14 protein-coding genes and 1 pseudogene are annotated in these 13,152 nt (G+C 68.9%); 5 read left to right on the forward strand and 10 right to left on the reverse strand.

Annotated elements, in window-relative coordinates; translation table 11 throughout:
* Window positions 1-4: 4 nt before the first annotated feature.
* Window positions 5-1,615, reverse strand: coding sequence for an MFS transporter (locus DWG18_RS11870; RefSeq protein WP_115647380.1), 1,611 nt, complete (start codon window positions 1,613-1,615; stop codon window positions 5-7).
* Window positions 1,616-1,838: 223 nt separating this feature from the next.
* On the opposite strand from DWG18_RS11870, the gene DWG18_RS11875 reads away from it, so the two are divergent.
* Window positions 1,839-2,690: a hypothetical protein gene (locus tag DWG18_RS11875; protein ID WP_115647381.1), complete on the forward strand. Its 852-nt coding sequence runs from the start codon at window positions 1,839-1,841 to the stop codon at window positions 2,688-2,690.
* Between the two features lie 50 nt (window positions 2,691-2,740).
* Here the strand turns inward: DWG18_RS11875 and DWG18_RS11880 are convergent, their stop codons facing one another.
* The 3 genes from DWG18_RS11880 to DWG18_RS11890 all read right to left on the reverse strand — a co-directional run bounded on the left by DWG18_RS11880 (window position 2,741) and on the right by DWG18_RS11890 (window position 4,254).
* Window positions 2,741-3,166 carry a hypothetical protein gene (locus DWG18_RS11880; protein ID WP_115647382.1) on the reverse strand — a complete coding sequence of 142 codons (426 nt, stop codon included), beginning with the start codon at window positions 3,164-3,166 and terminating at the stop codon, window positions 2,741-2,743.
* Between the two features lie 72 nt (window positions 3,167-3,238).
* Complete coding sequence (locus DWG18_RS11885) at window positions 3,239-3,499, reverse strand: hypothetical protein (protein WP_162823825.1); 261 nt, start codon at window positions 3,497-3,499, stop codon at window positions 3,239-3,241.
* 74 nt (window positions 3,500-3,573) lie between these two features.
* Entirely contained in the window at window positions 3,574-4,254 is a 681-nt protein-coding gene (locus DWG18_RS11890) for a potassium channel family protein (RefSeq protein WP_115647384.1), read from the reverse strand.
* A 112-nt stretch (window positions 4,255-4,366) separates the two neighbouring features.
* Here DWG18_RS11890 and DWG18_RS11895 point away from each other — a divergent pair, with 112 nt between their 5' ends.
* Window positions 4,367-5,008 carry a CPBP family intramembrane glutamic endopeptidase gene (locus tag DWG18_RS11895; RefSeq protein ID WP_115647385.1) on the forward strand — a complete coding sequence of 214 codons (642 nt, stop codon included), beginning with the start codon at window positions 4,367-4,369 and terminating at the stop codon, window positions 5,006-5,008.
* On the opposite strand, the gene DWG18_RS11900 is transcribed toward DWG18_RS11895, so the two are convergent.
* From DWG18_RS11900 to DWG18_RS11920, 5 genes and pseudogenes are all read right to left on the reverse strand, one after another.
* Entirely contained in the window at window positions 5,005-5,376 is a 372-nt protein-coding gene (locus tag DWG18_RS11900) for a response regulator (protein ID WP_115647386.1), read from the reverse strand. The genes DWG18_RS11895 and DWG18_RS11900 overlap by 4 nt on opposite strands.
* 151 nt (window positions 5,377-5,527) lie before the next feature.
* Entirely contained in the window at window positions 5,528-6,706 is a 1,179-nt protein-coding gene (locus tag DWG18_RS11905) for a diguanylate cyclase (protein WP_162823826.1), read from the reverse strand.
* A 206-nt stretch (window positions 6,707-6,912) separates the two neighbouring features.
* Window positions 6,913-7,443 carry a tetratricopeptide repeat protein gene (locus tag DWG18_RS11910; protein ID WP_115647388.1) on the reverse strand — a complete coding sequence of 177 codons (531 nt, stop codon included), beginning with the start codon at window positions 7,441-7,443 and terminating at the stop codon, window positions 6,913-6,915.
* Between the two features lie 87 nt (window positions 7,444-7,530).
* Window positions 7,531-7,701: pseudogene (locus DWG18_RS15520) on the reverse strand (LysM peptidoglycan-binding domain-containing protein); the annotation flags it as partial.
* Window positions 7,702-8,081: 380 nt separating this feature from the next.
* A complete protein-coding gene (locus DWG18_RS11920; RefSeq protein ID WP_115647389.1) occupies window positions 8,082-8,282 on the reverse strand; it encodes a hypothetical protein in 201 nt (66 codons plus the stop codon).
* A 186-nt stretch (window positions 8,283-8,468) separates the two neighbouring features.
* Here DWG18_RS11920 and DWG18_RS11925 point away from each other — a divergent pair, with 186 nt between their 5' ends.
* Together DWG18_RS11925 and DWG18_RS11930 are read left to right on the forward strand one after the other, a co-directional pair.
* Entirely contained in the window at window positions 8,469-9,455 is a 987-nt protein-coding gene (locus DWG18_RS11925; RefSeq protein WP_240318520.1) for a cation diffusion facilitator family transporter, read from the forward strand.
* 30 nt (window positions 9,456-9,485) lie between these two features.
* Entirely contained in the window at window positions 9,486-9,929 is a 444-nt protein-coding gene (locus tag DWG18_RS11930) for an EamA family transporter (RefSeq protein WP_115647391.1), read from the forward strand.
* A 1-nt stretch (window position 9,930) separates the two neighbouring features.
* On the opposite strand, the gene DWG18_RS11935 is transcribed toward DWG18_RS11930, so the two are convergent.
* Window positions 9,931-11,568 (reverse strand): acyl-CoA dehydrogenase family protein, encoded by a 1,638-nt coding sequence (locus DWG18_RS11935; protein ID WP_115647392.1) that lies wholly within the window; start codon window positions 11,566-11,568, stop codon window positions 9,931-9,933.
* A gap of 133 nt (window positions 11,569-11,701) precedes the next feature.
* Here DWG18_RS11935 and DWG18_RS11940 point away from each other — a divergent pair, with 133 nt between their 5' ends.
* Entirely contained in the window at window positions 11,702-13,150 is a 1,449-nt protein-coding gene (locus tag DWG18_RS11940) for a PLP-dependent aminotransferase family protein (RefSeq protein WP_115647393.1), read from the forward strand.
* Window positions 13,151-13,152 lie beyond the last annotated feature (2 nt).

Consider the following 13,152-nt stretch of genomic DNA (forward strand, 5'->3'; position numbering starts at 1 on the left):
CCGATCAGGTTTCCAGTGACGCCTGGATGTCTTCGAGGCGTGCGCCGCGCGTCTCGATGCCGCTCACCAGCAGCATCACCATGGAGATCGCCATCGGGATCGCGATCAGGAACGCGGACATCGCGAAGTTCTGGAAGAACCCGTACACGCCGAGCCCCGCGCCGATGATGCCGCCGAGCTTCGAACTCGCGGCCACGGCGCCGGATCCGGTGCCGCGCAGGTGCACGGGATAGATCTCCGCCGCGTACGGAATCAGCATCGCGATCACGCCGCTGACGCTTACCAGCAGGGCCACGACCACCGCGATCACCGCCGCCTGCGAACGCAGGCCGAGCATGCCGATCGCACCGAGGGCGACCAACGACAGCGCGGTGAGACCGATGAACAGGACGAGCGCGCGATAGCTGCTCCAGCGGTGGTAGAGCCAGACCACCACGGCGATGCCCGGCAGCGCGTACACGGCCGACTTCGCGAGCAGCGCGCTGGTCGCCTTGGCGTCCACGCCCAGTGCCGTGAGGTTCACCGGCAGCCACAGCAGCACGCCGAAGTTCACCAGGCCCCAGGCGATGCCGCAGACCATCAGGCCGGCGGAGATGCGCGCATGGCGGCCGCGCATCAACAGGCGGATACCGCTGGCGGCGTGTTGTTCGTCGATGACCGGAGGGCCGGGGTGCGCCGCGTCCTCGACTTCGACGCCGTCGCGTGCGGGGCCGACGAACTTGCCCAGCACAGCGCGCGCAACGTGCTCGAGGCCCATGCTCGACAGGAAGCGCGGCGATTCGGGAATGAAGCGGTTGAGGATGATGATGATCGCGCCCGTCGGCAGCCCGAGCAGCCACAGCACGCGCCAGCTGAACATCGGCTCGAGCGTCGCCGCCGCGCCGGCCGCGAGCAGGTAGCCGGCCGACGTGCCGATTCCGCCGAGCGCTACGAGCAACCAGCCGCGGTGGGCCGCCGGAATCGTCTCGGCCATCAGGGTGAACGTGATCGGCAGCAGACCACCGGCCGATGCGCCCATCAGGAAACACATCGCGAGGTTCCAGCCGAACGACGGCATCGCGCCGCAGATCGCGGTGCCGATGAACATCAGCGCGGACAGCAGGATCGCAGCGCGCCGCCCCAGCCGGTCGGCCATGCGTCCCCACACCACCGAGCCCACCGTCGTGCCGGTCAGCGCGCACAGTGCGAGCAGGCTGGCGGTCGGCTTGGCGATCTTGTACTCGGCGCTCATGCCGGGCACGACGAAGCCGAGCGTCGCCGGCTTCATGACGTCGATCGCCAGCGTCACCGTCAACACCAGCACCAGCTTCCAGTGCTCGATGTTGAGCGGCACGCCGTCGGCGATGTGGAACTGCAGCGTCGGCTTCGACGCATGGCCGTGATGCCGCATGGCGTCGAAGCGCGGCGCGAGGCCATAGGTGGCGAAGGCCAGGCCCAGCGGAATCGCCGCCATGCCGAACAGCATGGCGGTCGTCATCGGCATGCCGACCATCTGCCAGTGGGTGTACTGGCCCATCATGAACATGGGCATGTGCGCGAACACGCCGGCCGTGATCAGCGCGCAGCCGAGCCAGAAGGCCCAGGCATGGTGGAAGGAAACGCCGCTGGCCTTCATGTCATCCCCCGTGTCGAACAGGGAGTGTAGTGCGCCGCGCGCGTCAGGCCGCGCTCGTTCGCTCCGCGGTCGCGGACGACGTGTGCGACGGCATGCATACATGACGATCCGCACGGGCCCCTGCATGCAGCGCGCGCTGCCCCGTCGGGCAATGCCGACAGACGGCGATCCGCGCGCCGAAAGTGGACAGGACGATGAAACCTCCTGACCGAGAGACGTCGTCATGCAATCGACCCATCGCGTATCCGTCGCCGGTCGGCCGCTGCAGCTCGCGCTGGCGTTCGCCTTCGCCGCCGCACCGCTCGCGGCGCAGGCCGTCACGCCGCTGGACACCTTCAGCGCGCGCTTCGGCGGCTACATCAAGCAGTTCGACACCCAGCTCCGCGCCGACAGCCAGACACAGCAGGGCACGGAGATCGACCTCGACAAGGACCTCGGCCTCGGCGGCCAAGGCAATGCGATCGCCTTCGTCAACGCGACCTGGCGCCCGCTCGACAACCACGAGTTCGGCATCGGCTACTACCAGGACGACACCAGCGCGACGCGGCGCACGACGCGCACCTTCGAATTCGACGGCAACACCTACCAGGCCAACAGCACGCTGCACGCCGAAAATGCGATCGACACGTACGAGGCGTACTACGTCTGGTGGGCCGCGAACAATCCGAACTGGGCGCTGGGACCGCGCGTGGGCCTGACCTGGTACCGCATCGACCTGACCGTCGACGTGCAACTCGATGCCAACGGCAACACCGCGACCAACAGCCAGCGCGGCGAAGTCTCCGCCGATCTACCGGTACCGACGCTCGGCGGCTCATGGCGCTATGTACCGGGCGGCAATTCCGACTGGCGCTTCGGTGCGGACGGCGGCTGGTTCTCGCTCAATTCCAGCGGCATCGACGGCGATGTGTACTTCGCGCGCGTCGGCGTCGAATGGTTTCCGTGGGAACGTTGGGGCTTCTCGGCCGACTACACGTCGCGGCGGGTCAAGATCGACGCCGACAAGAGCGGCTTCACCGGCAACCTGAACTTCAAGGACAGCGGCGTGCGTCTCGGGGCGGTGTACCGGTTCTAGGCTGCGGCCGATCGCCCGATATCGCGTGCGACGCGAGCGCTCGTCGCACGTCAGCCCTGCGATTCTTCGGCCACGACGTCGAGCATGTCCGCTCGCCGCGTGTGGAACAGGCGCTGCCGACGCAGCCACGCGACGCCGTCCTCGCGTGCGGTGAACACGCCCGCGTTGAGGCCCAGCTGCGATGCGACGACCATGCCGATGCGGTCGTCGTCGAGCAACGCGTCGTCCGCGACGAACGCGATCGACAGGCCCGGCACCGCGATCGATGCCCATTCGCGCACCGTGTCCACGCGCTCGATCACGCTGGGCATGCCGAGGCCGGTCGCCTGCAGCACGTCGATGAGGATGCGCCGGTAGCCCTGCTGCTGGACGTCGATGAGCCCGGCCTTCACCGCGCCGCGCACGACCGCGACCGAAGCGTTGCCGTGCACGGCCAGTACCGCGATGCCGTTTTCCATCGTGACGATGTCGAGCATGAGCCCTCCCCTGCCCCGCATCCTACCCATGGATGCGGTCGCTCATGCGACGCCCGCCTCGATTCGGACGATTCAGGGCTTGCAGCGCGCTTCCACGATGCGGACCTGGGCGTCGGCCACGGTGGCCGGCCGGCCTTCCGAGTCGAACAGGTCATAACCCTTGGGCCGGCAGAGATCGCTCGCGCGCTCGAAGCACGTGAGGTCACCGCCGGGGGCGCAGACCACGGCGCTCGTGCGTGGCGCCGGGGCACTTTTGGGACCGGACGCGGTGGGCGCGGTCGAGGCGCAGCCGGCCAGCAGCAGCGGGACGGCGAGGATGCGGATGGGCGACATGGCGACCTCCTTCGGTGTGCGCGACGGGGTGCGTACACGGTACGCCTGCGCGGCCACCGCGTCCTGCGGCGTCCTCAGGCCCGCGCCTTGACGATCGACAGCCCGATCAGCCGCGACACCACGATCGTGACGTAGCCGATGCCCGCCATCTGCTCGAACATCACCAGTACGCGAGCCGGCGGCGAGATCGGCATGACATCGCCATTCCCCACACCCGACAGCGTCGACACGCTGAGGAACAGCAGCTCCAGCCACAGCCGCGGACGTGCGGGTTCGACTGCGCCGATGAAGCTCCGCGGCTCGATCGCCTGACAGACGAGGTAGGTGTAGGCGAAGGCCCAGGCAAGCAGGGTAAACGTCGCGCCCGAGGCGAACAGCTCGTCGGCGGTGACTTCATGGTCGTGCAGCATGTAGCCGATCAGGCTGATCGCGGCGTAGAAATACAGCACCGCTTCCAGCACGGACGACCACATCGCCAGCGTCGGCATGTCGAAGAGGATGGCCGCGCCCGACAGCAGGATCGCCGGAATCGCCAGCGCCCACGCGACCGAATTGGCCGACGGACTGCGTCGCACCACCCACACCGCGAGCGGCACCACCACCAGCGCGCCGGCACTGAACAGCAGGCGCTCGGATTCCGACTCCGCGCCGCCGAGCCGCGCGTACAGCACGAGGCTCAGCAGCTGCGCGGCGAGCAGATAGGCCGACGGATGCCGGCGCGGATGCAGGAACGACGGGACGGCGAGCGGTCGCATAGCGGTCTCCGGCAATCGGCGCATCTAACACGGCCGATCGTGGGCGGGATGTGCGCGCCGGTCGCACCACGCCGGTATCCTTCGACGTCGCACGACCGGGAGGGGAGCCCGCATGCGGTCCATGTCGCAACGCACCGAGTGCCTGCTCGTTCTGCTCGTCGCGTTCGCGATGCCGGTGCTGTCGAGCATGACGTCGCTGATCGCGCCGTCCACGCAGCCGGCGATCACCGAGGACGGCCTGCGTTCGCTGATCGTCTACGAAGCCGTGGTGCTGCTCGCGCTGTTGCCGCTGCTGCGCCTGCGCGGCTGGCAACGCGCGCATCTGGGTGCGGTGTGGAACGACTGGGACCTGCCCGCCGGCGCGCTGCTCACGCTGGTGACGCTGCTGGCCTGCGGCGTGCTCGGCGTGCTGATGCAGGAGGTCGCCCACATCGTGCCGCCCGCGCCCGACACGCTGGTCGCGCGTGACATTCCGATCGCGACGGTCGCGCTCGCGTCGATGGTGAATCCGCTATTCGAGGAACTGTTCCTCTGCGGCTATCTGGTCGGCGTGCTGAAGCCCGCGCGCGGCACCGCGTTCGCGGTGAATGCGAGCACCGCGTTGCGACTGTCGTACCACCTCTACCAGGGCGCGCCGTCGGTGTTGATCATTCCGGTCGGCCTGCTGTTCGCGGCGTGGTATGCACGCACCGGTGGACTGTGGCCAGTAGTGATCGCGCACGCCGCGTTCGACGCGATGGCGCTCGCCCGTTAGGCCTCGCGACCGCCGAACGCGCGCAGCGCGTCGAGCAGGGGTTCGATCGGCCCGGTCTTCGAGAGCACGCGGCAGCCGATGTCTTCCGCGAGGTTTTCCAGGTCGACCTGATCGCCCACCGCGGTCATCACCAGGATCGGAATGTCCGCGTGCACGGTGCTGCGGATCGCCTTCATGAAGCGCAGGCCGTCCATCACCGGCATCACGAGATCGAGCACGATCGCGTCCGGGCGCAGCCCCGCGCGCAGCAGGTTCAGCGATACCAGCCCGTTCTCGGCACGGCTCACGCTGAAGCCTTCGAGTTCGAGCAGGTCCGCAAGTCCGTTGCGGGTGGTAGCGTCGTCTTCGACGATCAGGACGTGCGTCATTACGCAGGCCGGGGACGGGATAACGGCATTAACGGCCGCATCCGGAAGTTCTTGAGCGACGCGGCGTCGGCAGGATCGCGCGGCGCGGTCGGGCGAGGCGGCATGGAAGCCCGCCCCGCATCAAGCGCACATGAAGGCCGTCGGGATCGGATCAGGCGACGGCCGCGACACCACCGCTCACGCGCACGCCATTCCGGCCGGCCTGCTTGGCCGCGTACAGCGCGGCGTCGGCGGCCTCCATCAGGCGGTGCGGCGTGCCGGATGCGGTCGCCACCGTGCTTGCGATGCCGATGCTCGCGGTCAGCACGCCGCATTCGCTGTCCAGGTGCGCGATGCCGAGCTGTTCGATCGCCGCACGCAACTGCTGGCCGAGCGCATCGAGTTCGGCGTCGACCGGGCGATACCAGACCAGCATGAACTCCTCGCCGCCGTAGCGTGCGGCCAGGTCGAGCGGTCTCCGCGCCTGTGCGCCCACCACCGCCGCGACCGCCTGCAACGCCGCATCGCCCTCCGCGTGGCCGTAGCGATCGTTGAAGCGCTTGAAGTGATCGACGTCGACCATCGCGATCGCCACCGTCGCACGCTCACGCAGTGCCTGCCGCCACGCGCGGTCGAGGTGTTCGCCGAGGGCTGCGCGATTGGCGAGCCCGGTCAGCCCGTCATGCAGTGCGCGCTCGTTGAGCAGGCGCTGGACGAGGAAAACCGAACGCGTGGAGTGTTCGAGGAAATACGCGCCGGTCGCCCCGACTACATTTGCCGCGAGCATGAAGACGATCTGGTACAAGCGCGCCTGCGGATCGGACTGCCACGCGAGTTCGGTGCCGATCAGCGCAGCCAATGTCGCCAGGTTCACCGCGAGGGCGCGCCACCAGCCCAGGCTCGCAAGCAGGTAGATGAACATCGCGACCAGCAGGATGCCTTCGTACGGCAGCGGATGCCGGTGGCGCAGACCGATCGCGATCAGCGCGACCGTGCCCAGCCCCGCGATCGCCGCGGCCGCGGTGATCGGCCCCTGCATGCGCGGCTGCCACGCTTCGTGTCGCGTCGCGAGGATGACGCCGAGGAAGCCCGGCATGATCAGCAGCACGCGGATCGGGGCCGTCCAGCGGTGCACGTCCGGCGGCAGCGTCAGGATGTCGATCGCCACGAACACGCCGTACAGCGCGAACGCCAGCCACGCCGACCAGCGCACGCGACCCAGGTTCACGCGGCTGTGGAAACGCTGGAATTCGCGCTCGAGCACGGGCTCGAAACGCAGGCCCGGAAAGCCGCGTTCGAGCGTGCGCTGGTAGGGCGAGGCGGCCGAGGCCAGCGCCGGGGTCGAGCTCATGACGGGTCCGATCGTCGCGGGACGCGGCGACTCGCCTCGGTATCGGCGCCGGTGCATGTCTTCTTTGGTCGGAGCGCCGCTGCAAGCCGACTTGTTCAGCCGCGCGACGTCCCGACCGCTCGTCCAGAAGGCTCCGTCCAGAACGCTCCGCCCAAAAAACGAAAAAGGCCGGCAGGTCGCCGGCCTTTCCGTTCACCGCAGCGGGCTTACGGCTGCGGTTCGACGCCCAAGTAGGCGCCGGCCATGCGCATCGACGCCCAGGTGCTCTTGGGATCGCGGGCGATCGCCTGCTGGAAATAGCTCTCTGCCGTCGCGCGGTCGCCGTTGAGCAGGTAGTACGCGCCGATCTCGGACAGTTCCTTCTCGTCGTAGTCGCCCATCGCGAGGAACTGGTCGAACATCGGCTTGGCCTTCGCCCAGTCATGCGCTTCGGCGTACACGCGCGCGATGCGGTAGACATCGCCCGCGTCGTGCTTGCCGGCGAGCACCTGGTCGAAGATCGTCTGCGCATCGCTCTTCTTGCCGCCGAGATACAGCACGCGGCCGACGCCGATGCGCTCCCAGCTGCCGCCTTCGGTCTGCGACATCGCGGCGTCGAGCAACGCCTTCGCGGCCGCGTCCGGCGCCTTGCCGGCGTACATCGACGTCTCCGACTTCACCACCACGCCCTTCGCCTGCGCGGCGCCGGCGACGAGCAACACCGCGGCCGCGACGGCCACGAATCCGGTCTTCTTCATTCGTTCCCCTGGAATGATGGCGGCCGCCATGCGGCCCGACGCCGGTCCCCTCGACCGGCCGCCGGATGCTAGCAGCCGCGATGACCCTCAGTGCAGTGGCGGTGCGTCCGGCACCATCAACACCTGACCGGGATAGATGCGATCCGGATCGCTCATGCGGTCGCGATTGGCTTCCATCAGCAGCGTCCAGCGGTTCACGTCGCCGTAGAGTCGCAGCGCGATTTTCGACAGCGAATCGCCCTGCTGCACGGTATACGTGCGCTGCCGCGCCGTCGGCGTGGGCGCGACCGCGTTGGGCGGTGTTGCGGGTGTCGTGACCGGGTTTGTCGACGTGGGCGCTGCCGATTGCGGCGCCGCGGGCACGTCCACCACGCGCGGCACGATCTCCCGCGGTGTGTGCGTCGAAGTCGAACTCGCGGTTGCAGCCTCGTCGCGATGGAACATGCGCGAGAACATGCGCGCGATCGGATTGGAATGCGCCTCGGACGTCCGGCTCATGACGTCACCTCATCGTGTTTCGAAGAATCGACGCTCGCATCGTTCCCGTTACGCATGCATGGTGGCCGCGTCATCGCGCCACGTCTCGATTCATTCTTGCGATGCATGACGCCGCGCACTGCGATACGCCCCGCGGCATATCACCGCGACGGACGTCCGAAGCCCGCACCGCGGCCGTGCATGCCGGTGGGTTGCCCGCCACCCTTCACACCCTCGGACTGGTCGGCCTTGCTGTCCTTCGACAGCGGCGTATCACGATGCCCCTGCGTGTCGACCTCACCCTTGTTGCTGGCACGGATCATGTGCGGCGATTCGGACGACGGCTTCTTCGGCGTGGTCATGCGTTCTCCTCGATGGCTGCGGATGCGGCCCGTGCGACAGCGTGGCGTTCCGCGTGTGAGCGCGCCGCCGCTGAACAGGTGACGAAGCTGTCCCGCAACTGACCGCACCGATCACTCCGCGCGATTCGACAGCCGGTTCACGGGGTGGCGTCGAGCATCGGCGTCCCGTCTCCCGCGGTATCGCCCTTGGCGTCGTCCAACCACCGGGTCGTCCTCGCCGCGCTCGCCGGCAATGTCGCGGTGGCGATCACCAAGTTCGTCGCCGCGGCGATCACCGGCAGCTCGGCGATGCTGAGCGAGGGCGTGCATTCGCTGGTGGACTGCACCAACGAACTGCTGATGCTCTACGGCATGCGCCGTTCGCAACGCGCCCCCGACGAGACGCATCCATTCGGCTACGGCCGGGAGCTGTACTTCTGGGCGTTCATCGTCGCGCTGCTGGTGTTCGCGCTCGGCGCCGGCGTGTCGTTCTATGAGGGCGTGCGCCAACTGCGTCATCCCGCGCCGATGGTGCGGCCGCTGGTGAACTACCTCGTGCTCGGCGCGTCGATCGTGTTCGAAGGCTGGTCGTGGCTCGTCGCGACGCGCCAGTTCCGGCGCGACAAGGGCAAGCTCGGCTGGTTCGAAGCGGTGCGCGTCAGCAAGGATCCCACCGTCTTCACCGTGCTGTTCGAAGACACGGCCGCGCTGGCCGGCCTGGTGGTCGCACTGATCGGCGTCGCACTCGCGCAGGTGACCGGCAATCCGTTCTTCGACGGCGCGGCATCGTTGGTGATCGGCCTGATCCTTGCAGTCACTGCCGGCCTGCTCGCGCGGGAAACCAAGGCGCTGCTGGTCGGCGAAAGCGCCGGACGCGGCGTGCGCGAGGACATCCTGCGCATCGCGGGCGCCGATCCCGACGTGCGCTGCGCGAACGGCGTCATCACCCAGCAGTTCGGGCCCGACACCGTGGTCGCCGCGCTCAGCGCCGACTTCCACGACCACCTCGATACGCCGCACATCGAGCAGTGCATCCGCCGCATCGAATCCGGCGTGCAGGCCGCGCATCCGGAAGTGGTCGCGTTGTTCGTCAAGCCGCAGACGGCGGAGACGTGGCGGCACCGCATGTCGCGGCTGCGCGAGGGTGTGCTGCCCGCGCAGGAGGGCACGCCGCCATCCACGGGCACGCATTAGCCTTGGATCTTTCCGAACCGGAGCCGCGATATGCCGACCACCACTGGATGGCTCGTCTGGGCGCTGATGTCCGCCACGTTCGCCGCGCTCACGGCGATCTTCGCCAAGATCGGCCTGCAGGGCGTCGACTCCGATTTCGCCACGCTGCTGCGCACGTTCGTGATCGTCGCGGTGCTCGCGCTGTTCGTCGCGATGACCGGCAAGTGGAGCGACCCGCGCGCACTACCGCCGCGCACGCTGCTGTTCCTCACGCTGTCGGCGCTGGCGACCGGTGCGTCGTGGGTCTGCTACTTCCGCGCGCTGCAGCTCGGCCACGCCTCGCAGGTCGCGCCGGTCGACAAACTGAGCGTGGTGCTGGTCGCGCTGTTCGCGGTGGTTGCGCTAGGCGAGCGACCGAGCGCGCGCGAATGGCTGGCGATCGCGATGATCGCGGGGGGCGCGGTGCTGATGGCCTGGGCACCGCGTAGCGGGTGACTCAATCCGGCAGGACGCGTTCGAGCACGGGTGCGACGTCGATGCGTGCATCGTCGAGCGTGCCGAAGGCCAGCCGGTGCGCCTCGCCGAGGCGGCTCGCAACGAACGCCGCCGCCACGGGTGAGCGCGCGCGGACGAGCACGACCGCCTGCAAGGCGAGCGCGAGCGCTTCGGTCAGGCGTCGCGCCTGTGCCTCGGCGGGCGGCGCGCGCTCAAGCCCGTACAGCAGCGCTTCGACCGCGGCGTCGTACGCCGCATCGTGTCCGCGCGCGCTGTCGAGTTCGGCGACGAGCGCCTCCCGACAGGCCGGGTCGCGCGCGAGTGCGCGCAGCACGTCCAGGCACTGGATGTTGCCGCTGCCTTCCCAGATCGAATTGAGCGGCGCCTGCCGATACAGGCGCGGCAGGATGGATTCCTCGATGTAGCCGGCGCCGCCGAGGCATTCCTGCGCCTCGTTCACCACCACCGGCGCGCGCTTGCACAGCCAGAACTTGCCGATGGCCGTGGCGACGCGCGCGAATGCCGCCTCACGCGCATCGTGCGGCGCCGAATCGACCGCACGCGCGACGCGCATCGCCAGTGCGACCGCCGCTTCGACTTCCAGCCCGAGATCGGCGAGCACGTTGCGCATCAGCGGCTGTTCGACCAGGCGCGCACCGAAGGCGACGCGATGCCGCGCGTGATGCATGGCCTGCGCGAGTGCCATGCGCATCTCCGCGGCGGCGCCGAGTATGCAGTCGAGCCGCGTGAGCATGACCATCTCGAGGATGGTGGCGATGCCGCGGCCTTCGTCGCCGATGCGCCACGCCAGCGCGCCGGTGAATTCGACTTCCGCCGATGCATTGCTCCAGTCACCGAGCTTGTCCTTCAGCCGTATCAGGCGGAACGCGTTCTTCGCACCATCGTCGAGCCGGCGCGGCATCAGGAAGCAGCTGAGCCCGCCCGGCGCCTGCGCGAGCACGAGGAAGCCGTCCGACATCGGAGCGGAGAAGAAGAACTTGTGGCCGACCAGTGCATAGCGACCGTCGGGCTGCGGCGTCGCGGTGGTCGCATTGCTGCGCACGTCGCTGCCGCCCTGCTTCTCGGTCATGCCCATGCCGAGAGTGACGCCGCGCTTGTCGGCGATCGGTACTTCGCGCGCGTCGTAATGGGGCGCGGCGGCTTTGTCGGCCCAGTCGCGCAGCGCGGGCTCGCGACGCAGCACCGGCACCGCGGCATGCGTCATCGTCAGCGGGCAGCTGGTGCCGGCGTCGGCCTGGTGGTGCAGGTAACTCAGCGCCGCGCGCGCGACGTGCGCGCCGGGTCGTGCGTCGCGCCATGACAGCCCCGCGACACCGTGCGTGACCGCCGCGTCCATCAACGCGTGATACGCGGGATGGAACTCCACGCGATCGATGCGCCGGCCGCGTGCGTCGTGCGTGCGCAGGCGCGGACGATCGCGGTTGGCGTCGAAGCCGTGCGCGTACAGCGGGTCGCCCGCGAGTCGGCCGTAGGCCGCGACGTGCGCGTCGAACGCCGCACCGCCCTCGCGCGTGACTGCTTCGCGCAGCGCGGGGTCGTCGCGCCAGAGGTTGCGGGGCGCGAAATCCGGCGACTGATTGGTGACTTCGTGGGTTTCGAAGACGGGGGGCGTCGACATAGCGGGCACCGGCGGGGCGATGTATCGATGCTAGTCGCTCGTCGCCCCCGCAGCAGCGCTTCGCACATCGGCCGGCGGGTCCGGGCTTCTCTTTGCCCGCCGCTTGCGGTCCACTGTCGCGGGAGGGTGTCGAATGGACCTGATTCTCGACGGCCGCGGCCCGCGCTATCTGCAGCTGGCGCGGGCACTGCGCGCAGCAATCGGCGCGGGACGGTTGCCGCACGGCAGCCGCCTACCATCGACACGTGAGCTCGCGGCGTCGCTCGGCGTGTCGCGGACTACCGTGGTCGCGGCGTACGAACACCTCCACGCCGAAGGCCACCTCGAGGGCAAGATCGGGTCCGGCAGCTATGTCCAGACACCGTTGCAGCCGTCGACGTCGGCCGGCGCCGTGCGGCGGCCTGTCCCCGCGCAATCATCGTTCAGCGCGCGTGCCCGCCGTCTGCACGATCCCCGAGCGTTGCCCGGACGCCGCGCGCCCGATGTGCGCTATGCATTTCAGTACGGATTCCCGTCGGTAAACACGGAGATCGCGACGCAGTGGCTGCGCGAACTCGCACGCGCCGCGCAGTACGCGAGTCCGAACTATCCACCTGCCCAGGGCCTGCCTGCATTGCGCGATGCCGTGGCGCGGCACATCGGTCGCACGCGCGGCGTCACGTGCGACGCGGACGACGTGGTCATCGTGCACGGCACGCAGCAGGCGCTGTCCCTGATCGCGAACGTGCTGCTGGATCCCGGCGACGATGTCGCGATCGAGGAGCCGCACTACTTCGGTGCCCGGCGCGTGCTGGAAATCCTCGGTGCACGGCTGCACGGCGTGCCCGTCGACCGCGAAGGCCTGTGCGTCGACCGCCTGCCCGATCCGCCGGCCAAGGTCACATACGTGACGCCGTCGCACCAGTTTCCCACCGGGGTGGTGATGTCGCTGGAGCGGCGCCATGCGCTGCTCGACTACGCGCGTCGCAACGACGGCTGGATCATCGAAGACGACTACGACGGGGAATTCCGCCACGCGCAGCAGCCGGTCAGTGCATTGCAGGCGCTCGATCGCGACGGCCGCGTGCTGTACGTGGGTACGTTCTCGAAAACGCTGTTTCCGTCGCTGCGGCTCGGCTACATCGTTACGCCGCCCGGGTTGAGGGACGACCTGCTCGCCGCGAAATGGGTGGCCGACTTCGGCACCTCCCCCACCGAACAGGCAGCGCTCGCCTCGTTCATCGCCTCGGGCGTCTACGACCGGCACCTGCGCGTAGTGACGCGGCGACTGGCGGAGCGCCGCGAACTGCTGCGGCGCCTGCTGCACGAACGGTGCGGACCGCGCGTCGAGGTCGCCGATTCGAAGTCCGGCATGCACCTGCTCGCCTGGGTGCGCGACCTCTCACGCGACGGCGGCGATGCGCTGGTGCGCATGGCGCAGCAACGCGGCGTGGGCCTTTACACCGTGGCGTCGAGCTACCTCGATCCACCGGACGCGACCGGACTGATCATGGGATTCAGCGCCATGTCGACGCGCGAGATCCGCGAGGCGATGGAGATCGTGGCCGACTGCCTGTCCCACTGCCCTTCGGAAGCTCGCTGACC

The organism is Lysobacter sp. TY2-98 (assembly GCF_003367355.1).
Classification (GTDB): domain Bacteria; phylum Pseudomonadota; class Gammaproteobacteria; order Xanthomonadales; family Xanthomonadaceae; genus Cognatilysobacter.